General features: G+C 74.7%; 20 protein-coding genes. 9 read left to right on the top strand and 11 right to left on the bottom strand.

Going from position 1 to position 18,109, the window contains the following annotated elements; genetic code table 11:
- Positions 1 to 17 precede the first annotated feature (17 nt).
- The gene (locus tag AC1RSJ_RS14410) at positions 18 to 539 is read left to right on the top strand and encodes an HIT family protein (protein ID WP_493119124.1); all 522 of its coding nucleotides are present in this window, start codon (positions 18 to 20) and stop codon (positions 537 to 539) included.
- Between the two features lie 3 nt (positions 540 to 542).
- Here the strand turns inward: AC1RSJ_RS14410 and AC1RSJ_RS14405 are convergent, their stop codons facing one another.
- Positions 543 to 887, bottom strand: coding sequence for a group I truncated hemoglobin (locus tag AC1RSJ_RS14405; protein WP_493119123.1), 345 nt, complete (start codon positions 885 to 887; stop codon positions 543 to 545).
- Between the two features lie 59 nt (positions 888 to 946).
- Entirely contained in the window at positions 947 to 1,525 is a 579-nt protein-coding gene (locus tag AC1RSJ_RS14400; protein WP_493119122.1) for an NADPH-dependent FMN reductase, read from the bottom strand.
- Positions 1,526 to 1,592: 67 nt separating this feature from the next.
- Between AC1RSJ_RS14400 and AC1RSJ_RS14395 the strand changes: the two genes are divergently transcribed.
- From AC1RSJ_RS14395 to AC1RSJ_RS14385, 3 genes are all read left to right on the top strand, one after another.
- The gene (locus AC1RSJ_RS14395) at positions 1,593 to 2,417 is read left to right on the top strand and encodes an aldo/keto reductase (RefSeq protein ID WP_493119121.1); all 825 of its coding nucleotides are present in this window, start codon (positions 1,593 to 1,595) and stop codon (positions 2,415 to 2,417) included.
- Complete coding sequence (locus AC1RSJ_RS14390; protein ID WP_493119120.1) at positions 2,414 to 3,103, top strand: alpha/beta fold hydrolase; 690 nt, start codon at positions 2,414 to 2,416, stop codon at positions 3,101 to 3,103. Before AC1RSJ_RS14395 ends, AC1RSJ_RS14390 begins: the two co-directional genes overlap by 4 nt.
- Positions 3,104 to 3,252: 149 nt before the next feature.
- Positions 3,253 to 4,170 carry a DUF4349 domain-containing protein gene (locus tag AC1RSJ_RS14385; RefSeq protein WP_493119119.1) on the top strand — a complete coding sequence of 306 codons (918 nt, stop codon included), beginning with the start codon at positions 3,253 to 3,255 and terminating at the stop codon, positions 4,168 to 4,170.
- On the opposite strand, the gene AC1RSJ_RS14380 is transcribed toward AC1RSJ_RS14385, so the two are convergent.
- Positions 4,128 to 4,544: a hypothetical protein gene (locus AC1RSJ_RS14380; RefSeq protein WP_493119118.1), complete on the bottom strand. Its 417-nt coding sequence runs from the start codon at positions 4,542 to 4,544 to the stop codon at positions 4,128 to 4,130. The genes AC1RSJ_RS14385 and AC1RSJ_RS14380 overlap by 43 nt on opposite strands.
- Before the next feature lie 91 nt (positions 4,545 to 4,635).
- Here AC1RSJ_RS14380 and AC1RSJ_RS14375 point away from each other — a divergent pair, with 91 nt between their 5' ends.
- On the top strand, positions 4,636 to 5,499 hold the full coding sequence (locus tag AC1RSJ_RS14375) for an alanyl-tRNA editing protein (RefSeq protein WP_493119117.1): 864 nt from the start codon (positions 4,636 to 4,638) through the stop codon (positions 5,497 to 5,499).
- A 34-nt stretch (positions 5,500 to 5,533) separates the two neighbouring features.
- Here AC1RSJ_RS14375 and AC1RSJ_RS14370 read toward each other — a convergent pair whose 3' ends face one another.
- The 6 genes from AC1RSJ_RS14370 to AC1RSJ_RS14345 form a co-directional block, all read right to left on the bottom strand.
- Positions 5,534 to 6,868, bottom strand: a complete 1,335-nt coding sequence (locus AC1RSJ_RS14370) for a hypothetical protein (protein WP_493119116.1) — start codon at positions 6,866 to 6,868, stop codon at positions 5,534 to 5,536.
- Positions 6,869 to 6,986: 118 nt separating this feature from the next.
- Positions 6,987 to 7,868 (bottom strand): TIGR03943 family putative permease subunit, encoded by an 882-nt coding sequence (locus AC1RSJ_RS14365; protein WP_493119115.1) that lies wholly within the window; start codon positions 7,866 to 7,868, stop codon positions 6,987 to 6,989.
- 7 nt (positions 7,869 to 7,875) lie between these two features.
- The gene (locus AC1RSJ_RS14360) at positions 7,876 to 8,907 is read right to left on the bottom strand and encodes a permease (RefSeq protein WP_493119114.1); all 1,032 of its coding nucleotides are present in this window, start codon (positions 8,905 to 8,907) and stop codon (positions 7,876 to 7,878) included.
- 161 nt (positions 8,908 to 9,068) lie between these two features.
- On the bottom strand, positions 9,069 to 9,347 hold the full coding sequence (locus AC1RSJ_RS14355) for a hypothetical protein (RefSeq protein ID WP_493119113.1): 279 nt from the start codon (positions 9,345 to 9,347) through the stop codon (positions 9,069 to 9,071).
- Positions 9,348 to 9,487: 140 nt separating this feature from the next.
- Positions 9,488 to 9,937, bottom strand: coding sequence for a DUF6069 family protein (locus tag AC1RSJ_RS14350; protein WP_493119112.1), 450 nt, complete (start codon positions 9,935 to 9,937; stop codon positions 9,488 to 9,490).
- Between the two features lie 126 nt (positions 9,938 to 10,063).
- Positions 10,064 to 10,669, bottom strand: a complete 606-nt coding sequence (locus tag AC1RSJ_RS14345) for a MarR family winged helix-turn-helix transcriptional regulator (protein WP_493119111.1) — start codon at positions 10,667 to 10,669, stop codon at positions 10,064 to 10,066.
- A gap of 30 nt (positions 10,670 to 10,699) precedes the next feature.
- Between AC1RSJ_RS14345 and AC1RSJ_RS14340 the strand changes: the two genes are divergently transcribed.
- Entirely contained in the window at positions 10,700 to 11,551 is an 852-nt protein-coding gene (locus AC1RSJ_RS14340; protein WP_493119110.1) for a CE1 family esterase, read from the top strand.
- 35 nt (positions 11,552 to 11,586) lie between these two features.
- On the opposite strand, the gene AC1RSJ_RS14335 is transcribed toward AC1RSJ_RS14340, so the two are convergent.
- Together AC1RSJ_RS14335 and AC1RSJ_RS14330 are read right to left on the bottom strand one after the other, a co-directional pair.
- Positions 11,587 to 12,552, bottom strand: a complete 966-nt coding sequence (locus AC1RSJ_RS14335; RefSeq protein WP_493119109.1) for a M56 family metallopeptidase — start codon at positions 12,550 to 12,552, stop codon at positions 11,587 to 11,589.
- A gap of 11 nt (positions 12,553 to 12,563) precedes the next feature.
- Positions 12,564 to 12,911, bottom strand: a complete 348-nt coding sequence (locus AC1RSJ_RS14330; protein ID WP_493119108.1) for a BlaI/MecI/CopY family transcriptional regulator — start codon at positions 12,909 to 12,911, stop codon at positions 12,564 to 12,566.
- A 123-nt stretch (positions 12,912 to 13,034) separates the two neighbouring features.
- Here AC1RSJ_RS14330 and AC1RSJ_RS14325 point away from each other — a divergent pair, with 123 nt between their 5' ends.
- The 3 genes from AC1RSJ_RS14325 to AC1RSJ_RS14315 all read left to right on the top strand — a co-directional run.
- The gene (locus AC1RSJ_RS14325; RefSeq protein WP_493119107.1) at positions 13,035 to 14,621 is read left to right on the top strand and encodes a cytochrome ubiquinol oxidase subunit I; all 1,587 of its coding nucleotides are present in this window, start codon (positions 13,035 to 13,037) and stop codon (positions 14,619 to 14,621) included.
- Positions 14,622 to 14,648: 27 nt separating this feature from the next.
- A complete protein-coding gene (gene cydB / locus AC1RSJ_RS14320) occupies positions 14,649 to 15,791 on the top strand; it encodes a cytochrome d ubiquinol oxidase subunit II (protein WP_493119106.1) in 1,143 nt (380 codons plus the stop codon).
- Positions 15,791 to 18,109 (top strand): ATP-binding cassette domain-containing protein (locus AC1RSJ_RS14315; protein ID WP_493119105.1); only part of this gene is annotated, 2,319 nt, incomplete at its 3' end. The genes cydB and AC1RSJ_RS14315, both read left to right, overlap by 1 nt.

Here is an 18,109-nt window from a genome sequence, read left to right as displayed (position 1 = left end):
GGCTAGGGTCGGTGCCCGTGCTCACCCCGCGGACGATCCCGACCGACGACGAGCTGGACGCGTGGCGGCGGCGGCGCGAGACGACCGACGCCCGGGTGCGCGAGCTGCTCGCGCGTGGCGAATGCTGGCAGTGCGACGACGAGCGCACCGGGGCGAGCACGCTCGGCGAGCGGCATCGTCTGCTCGAGGAGCCGCGCATCCGCGCCGAGCTCGCCGCGGATCCGCGATCGCCCGGCCACGCGATCGCCGTCTGGACGCCGCACGTGCACGACTTCACCGAGCTCGATGCCGAGGAGACGGCCGCGCTGTTCGACGCGGCACGGCGGGTCGCTCGCGCGCTCCAGACCGCGCTCGCGGGCGTGGAGCGCGTCTACCTCGTCACGATGAGCGACGGGCCGGTCAACCACCTGCACCTGCAGCTCATCCCGCGCTACGCCGGGACGCAGATCGGGTCGCGGCGGCTCGTCGACCCGCGGGGGCCCCTGCTCGACGGCACGGAGCTGTCCGCTGCGATCCGCGCGGAGCTCGAGCCCGACTGAGCGCTAGGCGGCGACGATGTGGTGGCGCAGCGGCTCGAGCTGCACCCGGATGCGGGCGCTCGCCACGGCATCCACGCCCGCCTCGCCGAGCGCGGCCTCGAGGTGCTCCAGGGCGAGGTCGTACTGCGCGTCGGTGATGCCGAGCCCGTCGTGCGCCGACCGCATGTCGCGGCCGTCGTAGAGGTCGGGCCCCCCGAGCGCGGCCACCAGGAACGTGCGCTGATGCGACCGCAGCCGCTCCAGGTCGATCCCCTCGAAGTAGTGCGCGAGCCGGTCGTCGGCGAGCAGGCGGTCGTAGAACAGGTCGACGGCACGGCGGATGACGCCGGCGCCCGACGGGGAGCTCACGGATGTGTCCATTCCGGGGACGTCTGATCCCCGCCCCCGCCGGTCAGGGTAACCCGGCGTCAGGCGTCGGCGTGCGCGGCACGCAGCGCGGCGAGGCCCGCCGCGAGCTCGGCGAGCTCGTCGAGCTCGCGCCCGAGCACCGCGGTCTCCTTCTCGCCAGGCGTGTAGACGCCGTCGGCGATCGAGCCGCCGGGGAAGTTGATCTCGACGTTGGCGCCGACCTTCACGAGGCCGAGGCCGACGAGCGGCACCTCGAGCGCGACCGCTCCGCGGGTGCCGGCGGAGACGCCGCCGTAGCTGACCATGCCGTACGGCTTCCGCCACCACTCCTGGTTGAGGTAGTCGACCGCGTTCTTCAGCGCCGGCGAGTACGAGTGGTTGTACTCCGGCGTCACGAACACGACCGCGTCCGCGGCGTCGACCCGCTCGCTCCAGGCGATCGTGTGCGGCTTCGTGTACTGGCGCAGCCGCGGGTGGTTCGGCTCGTCCATGAACGGCAGGCCGAGCTCGATCAGGTCGACGACGTCGATCTCGTCGAAGCCGCCGTGCTCGGCGGCCGCGCGGGCGACCCACTCGGCGACTGGGAGTCCGACGCGGCCGGGACGGACGCTGCCGATGACGATCATGAGGCGGGACATGCTGCTCCTGACGGGGTGGCGGATGGGGCCGGCCGCGGCACCCTCGTCGCGCACTAGCGTGGGGATCGTGACGATCTCCCCCGTGTTCAAGCTCGCCGACGGCCACGGCATTCCCCAGCTCGGCCTCGGCGTCTACAAGACCCCGGCCGCCGAGACCGCCGCGATCGTCGACGGCGCGCTCCGCCTCGGCTACCGGCACGTGGACACCGCGAAGCTCTACGCCAACGAGCGCGGGGTGGGCGACGGCATCCGCTCGTCGGGCGTGGCGCGGGAGGACGTGTTCGTCACCACGAAGGTGTGGGACGACGATCAGGGCTTCGACCGCACGCTCCGCGCGTTCGACCGCAGCATCGCCGAGCTGGGCTTCGACTATGTGGACCTCTACCTCATCCACTGGCCGTGCCCGACGCAGGACCGGTACGTCGACACCTGGCGCGCGCTGCAGCGCATCCGCGACGAGGGGCGCGTGCGCTCGATCGGCGTGAGCAACTTCCAGCCCCACCACGTGCAGCGGCTGCTCGACGAGACCGGCGAGACGCCGGCGGTCAACCAGGTCGAGCTGCACCCGCGATTCCCGCAGCACGATCTCCAGGCCTGGGACGACGAGCACGGCATCGTGACGGAGGCCTGGGCGCCGCTCGCGCGCGGCGGCCTGCTCGACGAGCCCGTGCTCGCGCGGATCGCGGCCAAGCACGGTCGCACGCCCGCCCAGGTGGTGCTGCGCTGGCACCTCGACCGCGGGCTCGTGGTGTTCCCGAAGTCGAGCTCGCTCGACCGCGTGCGCCAGAACTTCGAGGTCTTCGACTTCGCGCTCGACGACGTCGACCGCGCCGGCATCGCGGGGCTCGAGACGGGCGAGCGCACGGGCATGGACCCGGACCTGCACGGATGAGGCGCGCGCTCCTCCTGCACGGCCTCAGCTCCGACTCGACCTCGTGGTGGCGCGTGCGCACCTGGCTCGAGGAGCTCGGCTTCGACGTCACGGCGCCGGACCAGCGCGGTCACGGCACCGCTCCGGACGGGGACCGCTACCGCTTCGACGACTACGCGGACGACCTCGCCGGCACCGGAGGATGGGATGTCGTGGTCGGGCACTCGCTCGGCGGCGCGATCGCGGTGCGGTCGGCCGCCCGCGACCCGGGCTGGGCGCGCCGGCTCGTGCTGCTCGACCCGGTGCTGCAGCTGGCGGAGGGCATCCGCGCGGAGGTCCGCGCCGACCAGGTCGCCGAGCTCGACCTGACCGAGGCGGAGATCGTCGCGGCGCATCCGCACTGGGACGCGCGCGACGTCGCCGCGAAGCTCCACGGCGTCGCGCACGCGCGGCGCGACGTGCCGGCGCGCACCGTCGACGACAACGCGCCGTGGGACGTCACGGCCGACGCGGCGGCCCTGCGACTCCCGGTGCTGCTGCTCTCGGGCGACCCGGACGTGTTCACGTTCCTCACCCCGGCGGTGCGCGATGCCGTGCTCGCGAACCCGTCGGCCGACTTCCGGGTCGTCGCGGGCGCCGCGCACTCCCCGCACCGCGACCGACCCGATGCCGTGCGGGAGGAGCTGCACCGGGTGCTCGCCGCCTGAACGCGGGCCGACCGCCCGTCGGGCACCCGCCGCACGCGGGCATCGTGATCTCCGTGTGATCTCCGTGTTACCGGATCGTGAGCGCCCGACGTCCGAATCGTGATGAACGTTGTCTGGTGCGCGCGCGGAGTCCTCTCCATGCTGAGCGCATGAGGCGATCACTGCTCATCATCCCGGCCGGTCTGGCGCTCCTCGTGGCGCTCACCGGATGCTCCGCGATCGGCTCCGGCGGCGGCTCCAGCGCCGAGGGCCCCGCCGGCCGCTCGGCCGGATCCGCCGATCAGGCGCCCGACTCCGCGACCGGCGGCGGCTCCGGCACCGACAGCGGCAAGTCCGTCGCGAACCCCGCGGACCGCGCCGTGATCGTGACCGGCACGGTCGGCGTCACCGTCGACTCGCCGCTCGCCGCCGCGAAGACGGCCGCGTCGATCGTGACGAAGGCCGGCGGCCGCGTCGACGGCCGCGAGGAGCGGGCGGCCGGCGACGGGACGCCGGAGTCGGCGACCCTGATGCTGCGGGTGCCGGCGTCGAAGCTCGACGGCGTCATCGACGACCTCAGCGCCCTCGGCACCCACCCCGACGTGTCGACGAAGGCGGCCGACGTGACCGGCCAGGTGCAGGATCTGGAGGCCCGCATCGGCGCGCTGCAGACCACGATCGCTCGCTACGAGCAGCTCGCCACGACGGCGGCGACCACGGCCGACCTCATCACGATCGAGTCGGCCATCGGCGACCGCCAGGCCGAGCTCGAGAGCCTCCAGGCGCAGCAGCGCTCGCTCGACGATCAGGTGTCGATGTCGACGCTGACCCTGAGCCTGCGCGCCCCGGGCGTCGCGCTGCCCCGGTCGGGACCCCAGGACTTCGGCTCGGCGGTCGCGACCGGCTGGGCCGTGTTCGTCGGCTTCCTGACCGCGCTCGTGCTCGCATTCGGCGTGCTGCTGCCCTGGCTCGTGCTGGCCGGGCTCATCGCCGCGGCGATCGTGCTGGGCGTGCGCCGGCGCCGCCGTCGCGCGGCGGCCGCGGCTCAGGCGGCGGCGCGGATGAGCGCCAGCAGCGCGAGCCCGTAGGCCTCCGCCGCGTCGTCCGCCTCGTACGTCGCCTCCCAGTCGACGGCGCGGGTGGTGACCCGGTACAGGGCGCCCGCTCCGAGCGGCTCGCGCACGAGCCCGAGGAACGCACGGCCGAGCAGCTCGCGCAGCTGGTCCTCGCGCGGCAGCCAGAGCGCATCGTCGAGCGCGACCGAGTCGAGCGCCCACTCGGTCGTGCCGTTGAAGCCGAGGATCGTGCCGGTCGCGTATCGGTGCGGCTCGATCGTCATGTCGCTGACCGTGAAGACGTCGCCCTCGAAGTCGGCGCTCGCGATCTGAAACGCGTCGCCGGAGATCGGATCCCAGCGCAGCCCCGCCGTGCGGAGCTCGGACGCGAGCGCGGTGGAGATCATCGATCCATCCTGCCCTCCCGGGAGGCCCGGCCGCACGCGCACGGACGGCTCCCGGTCGGCTCGGAGACTCGGCGCGGGTAGCGTCGATCCCGTGACGCTCCCCAGCACCGACACCGTCGTCCTCTACCCCTCCGGCGAGACCCGGGCCACGGCCTCCGTCGTGCACGCCGAGCCCGTCGCGGGCGGGCTGGCCGTGATCCTGGATCGCACGCCGGCGCATCCCGTCGACGCGGCGTGGCCCGACCAGGGCCCGGACCGCGGCGTGCTCCGCGAGGGCGGATCGGAGTGGAAGCTGCTCGACGTGGTCGTCGGCGCGACCGACGGCGACGCGCTGCACCTCGGCGCGGACATCCCGGTGAAGAAGGGCGCGGAGGGCTGGGCGTTCGTCGTCGTGCACCTGCTGCCGGCCGACGCGGCGCTCGAGGGCGACGAGGTGGAGGTCGAGGTCGAGGCGAAGCACCGCGAGCGCCTCAGCACCGGGCACACCGCCTGCCACATCGCCTCGCTCGCACTGAACCGCGCGCTGGCCGGCTCGTGGTCGAAGGAGGCCCGCGCGGACGCGCTCGGCGCCCCGGACTTCGACGCGCTGGCCTGCGAGCGCTCCGTCATCGAGGAGGACGGCTCCGTCGACTCCTACCGGGTCGGCAAGTCGGCGCGGCGCGCCGGCATCGATCCCGCGGCCCTCGCCGACCTGCCCGCGCTCGAGCGCGAGGTCGCCGCGACGCTCGCCGGCTGGGTCGACTCCGGCGCCGCCGTCCGGATCGAGCGCGACGGCGACGGGCTCACCGACCGCCGGTACTGGGTGTGCGACCTGCCCGAGGGCGCGGCGCGCATCCCGTGCGGCGGCACGCACGCGTCGTCGCTGGCCGACCTCCGCACGCTCGAGATCGCGCTCGACCCGATCGAGGCGGACGGCGCGGTCGCGTTCACGATGACCACCCGCGCCCGCCGCTGATCGCCGGGCCGGTCGCGCGCCACCCCGGCGGAGCTCAGCCGCACCAGGAGGGCGCGATTCCCGGGATCGAGCGCGTCGCGATGCCGGAGGCGAGCTCGACGACCACCGTCTCCGTGCCCGGGAACCCCGGCGCGGCGGGGTAGGAGTCCGTGCGCGCGTCGCCGGGGATCACCTCGACCGCGACGTACTGGCCGTTCGGCGACAGGCAGGCGCGGCCGAGCCGAGCGCCCGGCGTGCTCGGGGTCCAGAGCGTGCGCACGCCGCCGTCGCCGGTCACGGCCATCACGCGCCAGTCCGAGCTCGTGAAGTCCGGTCCCGGGCTCGAGACGACCTCGAGGTAGGCGCCGGTGCGGTCGAGCAGGAGCGGCGGCTCGCGGTAGTCGCCGACCGGCTGCCCGTCGTCCGCCAGTGGGAGCGGCGTCGTGGAGCCGTCGCGGAGGTCGATCACCGAGGAGCCGTCGGGGTCGGCGACGACGAGGCGCGCCGTGCCCGGCTCGAAGCCGCGCAGCTCGCCGTGCGCGCCGAGAGGCTGCGGCGCCGCCGATCCGGTCGGGTCGATGAGGTACAGCGACTGGTCCATCGCCTGCGCGACGAGCGAGGTCGTGCCGGGCACCCAGGCGTAGTCGAGCACCGGCAGCGGTGCGCCGTCGAGGCCGGTCACGGGCTTCGCGACGCCGGAGCCGTCGGTCGGGTCGAGCACCTGCAGCACGTGGTCGACCGCCGGCTCGGCGCCGAGCGGCGTCGTCAGGGTGAAGCCGAGCAGCCCGCTGGCGCCGGAGCCGCGCAGCAGGTCGATCGCGCCCGCCTCCTGGGTCGTCACCGGGTAGGCCGGGCCGCCGGCGATCGGGACGAGCGCGAGCGTGCCGACCCCGGTCCGGTCCGCCGTCACGACGGCGACCTGGGCCGGGAGCTCCGCGAAGCGCTGGATGCGAGGCGCCGAGACGACGGTGCGCACCGTGCCGCCGCCGAGGTCGCGGCGTACCACGCGGTCCGTGCCGCCCGGATCGCGCACGAGCGAGAGCACCGGGGCATCGGCGGTGCGGAACGTCTGCTCGAGCGCGCCGACGACGCCGGTGTCCGCTCCCGTCACGGCGCCGAGGCGCACGCGGTAGCGCTGATCGTACGCGAGCAGCCCCGGGAACGAGATCGTGACCGCCGCCCCGTCGACCTGCACGGCGGCGCCGGCGGCGGCGGGCGTGATCCGGAGGCCGGCGGCGGACCGGACCGGCTGGTCCAGGTGCAGCACCACGCGGCTGCCGGCGCGCTGGACGAGCGCGCTCGCGTCGTAGTCGGCCGAGACGATGCGGGGCGGACGCAGCGCCGCGGCCGCGGTCAGCCCGCCCACGGCGATCGCGAGCACGGCCAGCACGACCGCGAGCGAGCGGCGCCAGCGGGTGCGTGCCGCGGCTGCCGGTGCGGACGGGCGGCCGGCTCGGATTGCGCTGCCGGCTCCGGTTGTGACGGCAGTTCCCGGTGCGGCTCCCGGCTCAGTAGACATAGGGCTTGTCCGGCTCCGCGACGGTCTTCAGCGACTCCGGCACGACGACGAGGGGCGTCGGATCGGCGGCGTCCGGGTTCTCCTGGAACCGTCCGGTCACCTCGACCCAGGTGTTCGGCGGATGCTGGCCTCGCCATCCGGCGAGGTGGATCGGGATGCCCACCGGCTGCGCGTCGACCGCGCAGCAGGTGACCAGCAGCCGCGCGACGTAGACGGTGTCGGCGCTGTCGCCGGCCGGGAGGAGGTAGCCCGTCACGTGCACGGTGCGGCCGGTCACGGCCTCCGCTCCCCCGGCGCGCAGGAGCGACGCCCAGTCCTTCACCGTGAAGTCGTCGGTCGAGCCGGCGACGAGCGGCGGTGCGGAACGCGCGCTGTCGAGGACCGCGCCGGCCGTCGCGATGCTGCGGGACTGCGCGGTGGCGGCGCTCAGCGTCGCCGGCGGGAGCACGAGCAGGGTCACGGCCGCGACCGCGACGATGGCGAGCCGGCTCGCGGTCAGGAGGCGGGTGCCGAGCCGTCCCGTACCGGGCGTGCGGCCCGAAGCACGTTGTCCGGCTTGCTGTGGACTGCGAGGCTGCTGTTGCTCCGGAGCCGCATCCGCCCCGGGTCGCCGGACGAACGGCATCGCGCGGAGGTCCTCGGGCCCGAGCTCGCCGTCGACCGCGTCGTCCGACCCGTCCTCCTGCCCGTGCCCGCCGCGGAGGCCGGTGACGATCGCGCCGATCGCCAGCGCCCCGCCGAGCACCGCCAGCACGACCGTGAACACCGTGTAGCGCGGGTGCACGTAGAGCTCGAGCCGGCCGGTGGCCGCCAGCCAGAGCGTCCCGACGACGGCGAGCAGGGTCAGGGCGACGCCGATCCAGCGGGCCACGATCCGATCAGCGCGCATGGTTCACCGCCAGCCCGAGCGCCGCCGACGCGAGCGCGACGACCACCGTGATGAGCACGAGGGTGCGGGCCGTGAAGGTCGTGCGCAGCAGCGCGAGCATCTTCACGTCGATCATCGGACCGAAGACGAGGAACGCGACGATGGCACCGGGCAGGAACGTCGAGCCGAGCGACAGCACGAAGAACGCGTCGACGTTCGAGCACATCGCCACCACGAACGCGAGCAGCATGAGCGCGAGCACCGACCAGACCGGGTTGCCGCCGAGCGCGACGAGCAGCTCCCGCGAGACGGCGACCTGGATCAGGCCCGCGATGGCGGAGCCGACCAGCAGCGCGGGCATCATCGCGGCGGTCTCCGCGCCGAACATCCGCACGCTCTCCCGCATCCGATGGGCGGCGCCGTGGGCGTGATCGTGCGGATGCACGGCGCAGGCCGCGCGGAAGCCGGGCGTGAGCAGGGCCATCGGGTCGGGGTGACGTCCGAGCAGCCAGCCGACGAGGTTCGCGATCGCGAAGCCGCCGATCACCCGGCTCAGCAGGATGCCGTCGCTCCAGCCGAACGCCTGGAACGTGGTGATGATCGTGATCGGGTTCACGATCGGCGCCGCGAGGAGGAAGGTCGCCGACTCCGGCACGCTGAGCCCGCGCGCGATGAGCCCGCGCGCGAGCGGCACGTTGCCGCACTCGCACACCGGGAGCAGCACCCCGAGCAGCGAGAGCACGAGGCGCCGGGGCACCGCGCGCCGCGGCAGCACGGCGAGCAGGAGCCGCTGCGGCACCCACACCTGCACGGCGATGGAGAGCACGATGCCGAGCACGACGAACGGCAGCGACTCGATCACGACGCTGAGCGCGAGCGTGACCGCGTCGCGTGCGGCATCGCCGAGCCGGATGCCGCCCGGGCTCAGCGCGCGGACGCCGACCAGCGCAACCAGCACCCCGAGGGCGATCAGGGCGCCGCGCATCGGCGAGGACCGACGCTGCTCGAGGGGGCGCGTCCGGATCGACGTCGTCCCGCTCATCGGGTCAGGGTAGGTCGTCCCGCTGGCTCGGCGGCTCCGGCGCGCGGCGCAGGCGCGGGTACCCCATCACGACAGCGATCGCCGCGCCGTCGTGCAAGATGGCCCTGATATCCGGGCTCAGCTGCGAGACGGCGCGGCGATCATCACCGGAGCGGCGGTGCTCAGCGCTCCTCGTGCTGGAGCGCGACGCCGAGGGCGAAGAACGTCGGGGCCCAGTGCCCGACGAAGATGCCCCAGCGGTCCGACTGCGCGCGGTCGTCCTTCTTGCCGCGCGAGAGCAGCCAGGCGGCGAAGCTCAGGCCGATCGAGATGAACCCGCCGGCGAACGCCCACTCGCTGCGGAAGCCCGCGGCGCTGAGCGATCCGATGGGGTTCGCGAGCAGTCCCGCGTCCTGCGCCTTCTTCGCGCGCTTCCTGGCCTGCTTGCTGACCGAGCTCATGTCGGCGTCCTTCCGTTCGGGGTCCGGCTTCGAGCCTCCGCCCCTCGCGCCATGCACGCGACCCGACGCGGACGACTCCCACCCGGCGCACAGGGCGCGTCCGGGCGGGAGTCGGGTCGGAGCGGGTCGCGGACGCGGGCTCAGCCGCGGTGCGCGGGGATCGCCCGCTGCAGCACCGGCACGGCGACGGCGACCGTCACGAGGTGCATGAGCATGAGGCCGACGACGCCGGTGATCGAGGCGCCGGGGATGAAGCCGGTCACCGCCAGCACGATGTCGGGCGCGAACGAGAGCACCGTCAGCACCGGTACGAGCACGCGGAGCACGGCGACGCTGTCGCGAGCGAGGCGGACGACGAGCGCCCAGCCCGCCGTCGCGAGCGCCAGTCCCACGACGGCCGACGGCGCGATCGCGACGATGGACAGCGGGGTGAACGCCGGGTCGGCGCCGGCCGCCACGGCCGCGGCGCCGATGAGGGCGTCCGCTCCGATGGCGACGACGGCCGCGGCGAGCAGGAGCAGCGCCACCCGGCCGGCGCGGACGCGCGGAGCCGTGGCGACAGGTGCGGCGGAAGCGGCGGTGGTGGTCATGGTGTCCTCCTGATCAGTACGAGATCCGAACTGATCGGGACGTTAGTACGACTTCCGTACCGATGGAACACCGCGGGGCGGGATTACTCCGAGCGGAGTAGCGCCGGCTGCGTGGCGGATGCCGCCCTACTCCCGGCGGAGCGCGGTCTCCGCGGCGAGCGCGGCCTCCGCCGCGAGCGCGTCCACCCGCTCGCCCACCCCGGTCAGCAGCCGGGCCAGCTCGTCGCGGTCGGCGGCGGGCACGTCGGCGAGCAGCTCGGCGACCACCGCACGGATCGACTCGACCACGGCGATCGCGGTCGTCGCCCCCGCCGGCGTGAGCCGGGTGACGAGGTTGCGGCGGTCGGCCGGATCGGGCGCGCGCTCGACGAGGCCGGCGGCCTCCATCCGCGCGATCACGCCGGTCGTCGTCGACTTCGGCAGCCGCAGGGCGGCCCCGAGCCCGATCATGTTCCGCGGCCGCCGCAGCAGCACGTAGAGCAGCCGCGCCTGCTGCGACGTGAGGCCGTGCTCCGCCGCGACCGCGTCGTAGCGCTCCATCACGCCGAACGAGACGCGGAGCAGGGCCGGGCCGGGCGGCAGCACGTCGCCGGCGTGCACGTGTCCCGGTCCCGGGAACTCGGGCTCGCCGGCCAGCGGCGGGATGACGGCCGCCGCGCGGCCGGACGGATCGGCGCTTGCGACGGTGTCGGCGCTTCCGAATCTGTCGGCGCTCGCGGACGTGTCGGCCATGCCGTCAGGCTAGACCGGCAGGATGGGACCGTGATCGAGGAGCCCCTCCGCCTGAGCATCGACGGCCGCGACCGCACCGGGCTCGTCGTCGCCCGCGACCGGAGCGAGCCCGGAGCGCCGGCACTGCTGGTGCTGCACGGCTCGAACCAGTCGGCGCGCATGCTGCGGAAGTCGATCGGCGGCGCCGTGGATGCGCTGGCGGAGCGCGGCGTCGTGGTCGCGTGGCTGGACGGGTACCGCCGCGCCTGGAACGACGCGCGGCTCTCGACGGACTTCGCCGCGACCCGGGAGGGCATCGACGACGTCGCGTTCGCCGCTGCCGTCGTCGACTACCTGCGGGCGCGGCACGCCGTCGACTCGGAGCGGGTCGCGCTGCTCGGCTTCTCGAACGGCGGGCAGCTCGCCTTCCGCCTGCTCCACGAGGACCCGGAGCGCTACGCCGGCGCCGCGGTCGCGGGCGCGACGCAGCCGGTGCCCGACAACTTCCGCCACTACACGGCGCCGCCGGTGCCGCGGCCGCTCGTGCTGTTCCACGGCACCGCGGACCCGATCGTGCCGTTCGAGGGCGGGATGGCGAGCCTGCGCGGCCTGCGCCCGCGCGGGATGGGCCGGTCGGCCGCCGAGACGGCCGCGTACTACGCCGCCCGGAACGGCATCACGACGCCGCCGACGACGACCCGGATCGACGAGGGCGGCGACGGCGGCCGGCTGGCGGTCGACCTGACCGAGTACCGCGAGCCCGGGCATCCGGAGGTCGCGCTCTACGCGATCCAGGGCGGCGGGCACACGGTGCCGGGCCAGTCCGGCGCGACGTTCTTCACCGGCCCCGCGGCGCCGAACCTCGACGCCGTGCGGGTGCTGGCGGAGCGCTTCGGGCTCTGAAGGGATTCTGCGGGAGCAGACGGACCCGTCCCGGCTCAGAGCAGGGCGGCCAGCACCGGCACGAGCAGCCAGGCGGTCGGGATGGCGACGAGCGCGAGCGCCGCGACGACGATGCCCGAGCGGGCACCGAGCCCGAGTCCGGAGGCCGTGCCGGTCAGGCGCCGGACCCGCTCCCCCGGGATCGAACCCGCCGGCGGACCCGCGAGGGCGGCGGCGCCCGCGAGCACGGCGACGTGGAGCCCGTCGCCCTCCGCCTGCCGGGGCGCCGTGGCGACCCGGGCGATCGCGGTCGCGAGCACCCGGTCGCCGGCGGCGCCGCGGGCTCGGTCGTCCGCGAGCATCTCGATCGCGGCGCCGACCCGCTGCTCGGCGAGGGCCGCGACGGGGAAGCCCGGGAGGGCGCGATGCCAGGCGCGGAAGGCGACGAGCACGACGTCGTGGCGCTGCTCGACGTGCGCGCGCTCGTGGGCGATCACCGCGTCGAGCTCCGGCGGCTCGAGCAGCTCGACGAGTCCGCGGGACAGCACGGTCGCCGAGCCGAGCCCGCGCGGCAGGCAGTAGGCGACCGGGGCGGACTCGTCGAGGATCCGCTCGCCCGCCTCGCCCTGACGCGTGAGGAGGTCGACGAGGTGCAGGTGCCGGCGGCGCTGCCGCTCCACCCGGGTCGCGGTGACGATGAGATGGGCGACGAGGTAGCAGCCGAGCGCGACCGCCAGGCCGAGGCAGAGCCACGACCACCAGGGCACGGTCGCGCCCTCGCCGTCGACGAGCCGGCGCGCGAGCTCCTCCACCGCGAGCACCAGGTCGTCGCCGAACGGGCTGAGGCCGGCGACCAGCGGCGCGCCGATCATCGACAGCCCGCCCGCGACGGCGATGGCCTGCCAGAGCACCAGCGCGGTGCCGGGAGCCCGGGCCGGCCAGGCGGCGCGGGCGAGCGCGATCGGCACCGGCCAGGCGAGCAGGATCGCGAGGACGGCGAGCGCGACCGCGGGGGCGAGCATCGCCGTGCGGGTCAGGCGAGCAGCTGGCGCAGCAGCTCGGCGTCGGCCGGGTCGACGCCGCCGACGAAGCGCTCCAACACGGCGCGGCGGTCGCCCGCATCGTCGAGCACCTCGCGCATGAGCTCGGCCATGTGCTCGGCTCGGCTCGCGGCGGCGCGGTAGCGGTGCGGGCGGGAGGAGCGCTCGGTGACGACGAAGCCCTTGCGCTCGAGGCGCGAGAGCACGGTGAGCACCGTCGTGGCGGCGGGGGCGTCGTCGCCGGTCGACAGCGCATCGCGCAGGTCGTACGCGGTCAGCGGCGCGTCGTGCGTCCAGAGCTCGTCCATCACGGCGCGCTCCAGGGATCCCAGCGTGGCCATCCCCACCTCCTCCGGAATCCGATTCTACGTCACGTGGAATTAGTTCTACGTCACGTAGAAGTAGTTCTATGATTCGTAGAAGAAGCAGCCGATCGGAGACTGCGAGAGCGCAAGGAGCGCCGCATGGACCCTCTCGACATCGCCCGCTGGCAGTTCGGCATCGTGACCGTCTACCACTTCCTCATGGTGCCGCTGACGCTGGGCCTCGGACTGCTCGTGGCCGTGATGCAGGCCTGGTGGGTGCGGACCGGCGATGAGCGCTGGCTCCGGATGACGCGGTTCTGGGGCAAGCTCTACCTCGTCAACTTCATCCTCGGCGTGGCCACGGGCCTCGTCCAGGAGTTCCAGTTCGGCATGGCCTGGAGCGAGTACTCGCGGTTCGTCGGCGACGTGTTCGGCGCCCCGCTCGCGCTCGAGGGCCTGCTCGCGTTCTTCGTCGAGTCGACGTTCCTCGGCCTGTGGATCTTCGGCTGGAAGCGGCTCCCGCAGCGCGTGCACCTCGCGACGCTCTGGATCGCGGTGATCGGCAGCTGGATCTCGGCCTACTTCATCCTGGTCGCGAACTCGTGGATGCAGCATCCGGTGGGCATCGAGCTCGTCGACGGCCGACCGCGGATGACCGACATCTGGGCCGTGCTGTCGAACAACACCGCCGTCGCGGCGTGGACGCACACCGCCTTCGGCGCCATCGCCGTCGCCGGCGGGTTCCTGCTCGGCATCTCCTGGTACCAGCTCTGGGCGCGACGCCGCGACGGCGTCGACACGCTCCCCCGCCGCGGCCGCGTCGTGGTCGGCTCGGACCCGGACCGGCCCGGACGCGACCGGAAGGACCACGGCGTGTGGCTGCGCTCCCTCCGGCTCGGCGCGGTGGTCGCGATCATCGGGTTCGGGGGCGTCGCGATCACGGGCGACGTGCAGGGCAAGCTCATGTTCGAGCAGCAGCCCATGAAGATGGCCGCGGCGGAGGCGGCGTGCAAGACCGGCTCGAGCTTCTCGGTGCTCTCGATCGGCGACCTCGGCGCCAAGAGCTGCGACGAGGTCACCACGATCATCGAGGTGCCGGGCGTGCTCGCCTTCCTCGCGAACGGCGACTTCGACACGACGGTCAAGGGCGTCGACGATCTGCTGCCGGAGTACGAGCAGCGGTACGGCACCACCCTGCCCGACGAGAAGATCTACGGCGACCGCGCCGGCCAGCAGATCTCGTACGTGCCGCTCATGGCCGTGACGTACTGGGGCTTCCGGATCATGATCGGCTTCGGCGCACTCGCCGCCTTCGCCGCCGCCGTCGCGCTCTGGCTCACCCGCCGCGGCACCGTGCCGCACTCGAAGTGGCTGTCGCGGCTGGCCGTGTTCGGCATCCTCGCCCCGTTCGGCGCCAACGCGGCCGGCTGGATCTTCACGGAGATGGGGCGGCAGCCGTTCGTCGTCGCGCCGAACCCGACGCCCGGCGGCGTCGACGGCGTGTACATGTTCACGGCCGCCGCGGTGTCGCCCGGGGTCACCGCCGGCGAGCTGCTGTTCTCGCTCATCACGTTCGCGGTCGTCTACGGCGCGCTGCTCGTCGTCGAGGTGGGTCTGCTCGTGCGGTACGTGAAGGGCGGCGTCGCCGCCGCCATGCCCGACCTCGCCGCCCCACCGAGGTCGGGCGGCGGGGACGGCTCCGGGGACGACGACGCGGACCGCGACGTGCTCGCGTTCGCCTACTGACCGCCGAACGCACACGGAGGGATGGACATGGAACCGCTGCAGATCGTCTGGTTCGCCGCGATCGCCCTGCTCTGGGGCGGATGGCTGCTGCTCGAGGGCTTCGACCTCGGCGTCGGCATGCACCTGCTCGTGTCGGCACGCACCGAGCGCGACCGCCGGGTGATGCTCAACACGATCGGGCCGGTGTGGGATGGCAACGAGGTGTGGCTCATCACGGCCGGCGCCGCGACCTTCGCCGCATTCCCGCTCTGGTACGCGTCGCTGTTCTCGACGCTGTACGTGCCCCTCGTGCTCGTGCTGCTCGGCCTCATCTTCCGGGCGATCGCGATCGAGTACCGCGGCAAGCATCCGTCGCCGCGCTGGCGCGCGTTCTGGACGTGGGCGCTCGGGCTCGGCTCGTTCGTCGTCGCGTTCGGGCTCGGCGCGGCCCTCGCGCTCACGACGCTCGGCCTCCCGATCGACTCGAACGGCGACCGGGTCGGCGGGCCGGCCGCCATCCTCAGCCCCGCCGTGCTGGTCGGCGGGCTCGGCGTCGTCGGCTTCTGCCTCGTGCACGGTGCGACGTTCCTCGCCCTGAAGTCCGACGGGCCGGTGCGCGTCCGCTCGATCGGGATGGTGCCGGTGCTCGCGCCGATCGCGCTCGTCCCGATGGCGCTGTGGGCCGTCCTCGTGCAGCTGCGCACCGGCGACGCGATCACCTGGACGCTCGTGGTGCTCGCCGTCGTCGCGGCGGTGCTCGGCTGGGTCGCGGCGCGCGGGCGCCGAGAGGGACTCGCGTTCCTCGGCTTCGCCGGATTCCTCGTGCTCGGGGCGGCGTCGATCTTCGCCGCCGCGTTCCCGGTGGTGCTCCCCTCGACGATCGATCCGGCCTTCGATCTCACGGTCGCGAACGCCTCGTCGAGCCCGTACACGCTCGGGGTCATGACGATCGTCGCGGCGTTCGGGCTGCCGCTGGTGATCGGCTACCAGGCGTGGAGCTACTGGGTGTTCCGCAAGCGCGTGGCGCCCGAGCACATCCCTGCGGATGCGCCGGGGACGGGCCTGGCCGGGACGGACACCGCCGGCGCGGCGGGGTCGGCCGGCACGGCGGGGTCGGCCGGCGCGGCTGGGTCGGCCGGCGCGGCTGGCCCGGCCGGCGCGGCGGAGGCGACGACAGACGGCGGACGCTGATGGACCGCGCCGCGCTCCGGGTCGTCCCGAGACGGACGCTCCTTCTGCTCGTCGTGCTCGCCACGGCCCGCGCGCTCGCGCTCGTCGCGCTGGCGGACGGCGTCGCCCGCGGCATCGCCGCGGTCGCGGACGGCGGACCGGATGCCGGTGCCGCCGCGATCGGCGCCGCCGGCGGGCTCGCCGCCGCCCTGTCCGGCTGGCTGTCGTCGATGGTGGCCGGGCGGGCCGCCGCCGAGGAGAAGGCCCGGCAGCGCCGCGTCGTCGTCGACGCCGTGCTCGACGGCCGCGCGCGCGACGGCGACCTGCCCGCGTTCGCGTCGTCCGGGGTGGAGGCGCTCGACGAGTTCTTCCTGCAGGCGGTGCCGGCCTCCGTGGGCGCCGTCGTCGTCCCGGCGGTGCTCGGGCTCCGGCTGCTCGGGCTGGACTGGCCGAGCGCCGCGATCGTGGCCGTCTGCGTGCCGCTCGTGCCGGTGTTCATGGTGCTGATCGGGCTGCACAGCCGCGAGCGGACGGCGGAGGCGGACGGCGCCCTCGCCCGGCTCGCGGACCACGTGATCGACCTCGCCGGCGGGCTGCCCGTGCTCGTCGGGCTCGGCCGCGTCGCCGAGCAGACGCGAGCCCTGGCCCGGATCTCGCGGCGGTTCCGCGAGACGACCATGACCGCTCTGCGCACCGCGCTGCTGTCGGCGCTCGCCCTGGAGCTGCTGGCGACGATCTCGGTCGCGCTCGTCGCGGTGGTGCTCGGGCTCCGGCTGCTCGTCGGCGGCGTGCCGCTCTCGACCGCGATCGCCGTGCTGATCCTGGCGCCCGAGCTGTTCGGCGCGCTGCGCGCCGCGGGCTCGGCCTACCACGCGTCGCAGGCCGGGCTCGGGGTGCTCGAGCGAGTGCGCGGATGGGGTGGGGTGGATGTGGTGCGTGGTGGCCCTTCTGGCGGATTGCCGCGCCGTCTCTCAACTCGTGCCGTATATGACGCGGCACTGGGGAGTCGACGCGGCAGTCACGCGGTCCGCGCCGGCGTGCACGTCGACGGCCTCACGGTCCGCCACCCGACCGGCGCGACGGCCGGGCCGCTGCACCTGCATGCGGCCGTCGGGACGTCCGTGTCGCTCGTCGGCCCCAGCGGCTCCGGCAAGTCGAGCCTGCTCGCGGCCCTCGCGGGCGTCCTGCCCGCGGATGCGCTCGTCGACGGCAGGGCCGAGGCGTCCTCGCGCCTCGGCTGGGCGCCGCAGTCGCCGTCGTTCGCGGCCGCGACGGTCGACGAGGAGCTGCGGGCGGCGTCCGGTGCGGTCGGCATCCGTGCCGGAGCTGCCGCCGCCGGCGTCGCCCGGGAGCTCGGGCTCGAGCCGCTGCTCTCACGTCGCCCGAGTGAACTGAGCCCGGGCGAGCAGCGTCGGCTCGCGGTGGCCCGCGCGCTGCTGCGGGTCGACGACGGCGCCACCGCGCTGCTGCTCGACGAACCGACGGCGCACCTGGATCCGGAGGCGGCCGCCCTCGTCCGCGCGGCGCTGACCCGACGTCGCGCGCGCGCCGCGATCGTCATCGCGACTCACGACTCCGGCTTGCGGGGGTGGGCGGATGCCGTGGTCGCGATCTCCGCCTCCTCGACGCCGCCCGCGACGCCGCTGAGTGCCGAGGCGGGAGGGACGATCGCCGCGCGTCCGCCGGGTCATCTCGCCAGTGCCGCGTCAGCTCCGGCACGAGTTGAGAGACGGCGCGGCAATCACGCCAGGACCACACCCCGCACCGCCCTCGCCCTCGTGCTCGCCGCGGCCCCGGGACGCTGGGCGCTGGCCCTCCTCCTCGGCATCGTCGCCACCGGCGCGGCCGTCGCGCTCAGCGCCGTGAGCGGCTGGCTGATCGTCCGGGCCGCGCAGGAGCCCGCGATCATGTACCTCACGGTCGCGATCGTCGGGGTTCGGTTCTTCGGCGTCGCCCGCGCGGCCGCCCGCTACGCCGAGCGACTGCTCACCCACGACGCGGTGCTCCGCGGCACGGACGCCCTCCGCCTCCGGGTCTGGGCGTCGATCGCCCGGCGCGGGGCCGCGTCCCGCCGCCTGCTCGAGGGCGGGGTCGCCGCCGATCACCTCGTCGTCGGCCTCGAGGCGCTGCGCGATCGGCTCCCCCGGGTCGTCGTGCCCTTCGCGGCCGGGCTCGCCGCCCTCGCCGGCGCCCTCATCACGACCGGTCTCGTCCTCCCGGCCGTGCTGCCCGGCGCGATCGCGCTGCTCGGCGGCGGCGCGATCGCCGGATGCGCGCTCGGCCTCGCCGCCGACCGCTCGGCCGAGCGGCGCGGCGTCGCCGTGCGCGCGGCGCTCGCC

It is taken from the genome of Schumannella sp. GW821-FHT10F01, from assembly GCF_058809295.1.
This window is presented reverse-complemented; position numbering and strand designations above follow the sequence as displayed.

What these genes read in the sequence shown, in the direction of transcription:
- cydB (WP_493119106.1), top strand. Translation starts at nt 14,649, where the DNA reads ATGGAACCGCTGCAGATCGTCTGGTTCGCCGCGATCGCCCTGCTCTGG.
- AC1RSJ_RS14325 (WP_493119107.1), top strand. Translation starts at nt 13,035, where the DNA reads ATGGACCCTCTCGACATCGCCCGCTGGCAGTTCGGCATCGTGACCGTC.
- AC1RSJ_RS14380 (WP_493119118.1), bottom strand. Translation starts at nt 4,544, where the DNA reads ATGATCTCCACCGCGCTCGCGTCCGAGCTCCGCACGGCGGGGCTGCGC.
- AC1RSJ_RS14330 (WP_493119108.1), bottom strand. Translation starts at nt 12,911, where the DNA reads ATGGCCACGCTGGGATCCCTGGAGCGCGCCGTGATGGACGAGCTCTGG.
- AC1RSJ_RS14350 (WP_493119112.1), bottom strand. Translation starts at nt 9,937, where the DNA reads ATGACCACCACCGCCGCTTCCGCCGCACCTGTCGCCACGGCTCCGCGC.
- AC1RSJ_RS14400 (WP_493119122.1), bottom strand. Translation starts at nt 1,525, where the DNA reads ATGTCCCGCCTCATGATCGTCATCGGCAGCGTCCGTCCCGGCCGCGTC.
- AC1RSJ_RS14335 (WP_493119109.1), bottom strand. Translation starts at nt 12,552, where the DNA reads ATGCTCGCCCCCGCGGTCGCGCTCGCCGTCCTCGCGATCCTGCTCGCC.
- AC1RSJ_RS14345 (WP_493119111.1), bottom strand. Translation starts at nt 10,669, where the DNA reads ATGGCCGACACGTCCGCGAGCGCCGACAGATTCGGAAGCGCCGACACC.
- AC1RSJ_RS14390 (WP_493119120.1), top strand. Translation starts at nt 2,414, where the DNA reads ATGAGGCGCGCGCTCCTCCTGCACGGCCTCAGCTCCGACTCGACCTCG.
- AC1RSJ_RS14360 (WP_493119114.1), bottom strand. Translation starts at nt 8,907, where the DNA reads ATGAGCGGGACGACGTCGATCCGGACGCGCCCCCTCGAGCAGCGTCGG.
- AC1RSJ_RS14385 (WP_493119119.1), top strand. Translation starts at nt 3,253, where the DNA reads ATGAGGCGATCACTGCTCATCATCCCGGCCGGTCTGGCGCTCCTCGTG.
- AC1RSJ_RS14355 (WP_493119113.1), bottom strand. Translation starts at nt 9,347, where the DNA reads ATGAGCTCGGTCAGCAAGCAGGCCAGGAAGCGCGCGAAGAAGGCGCAG.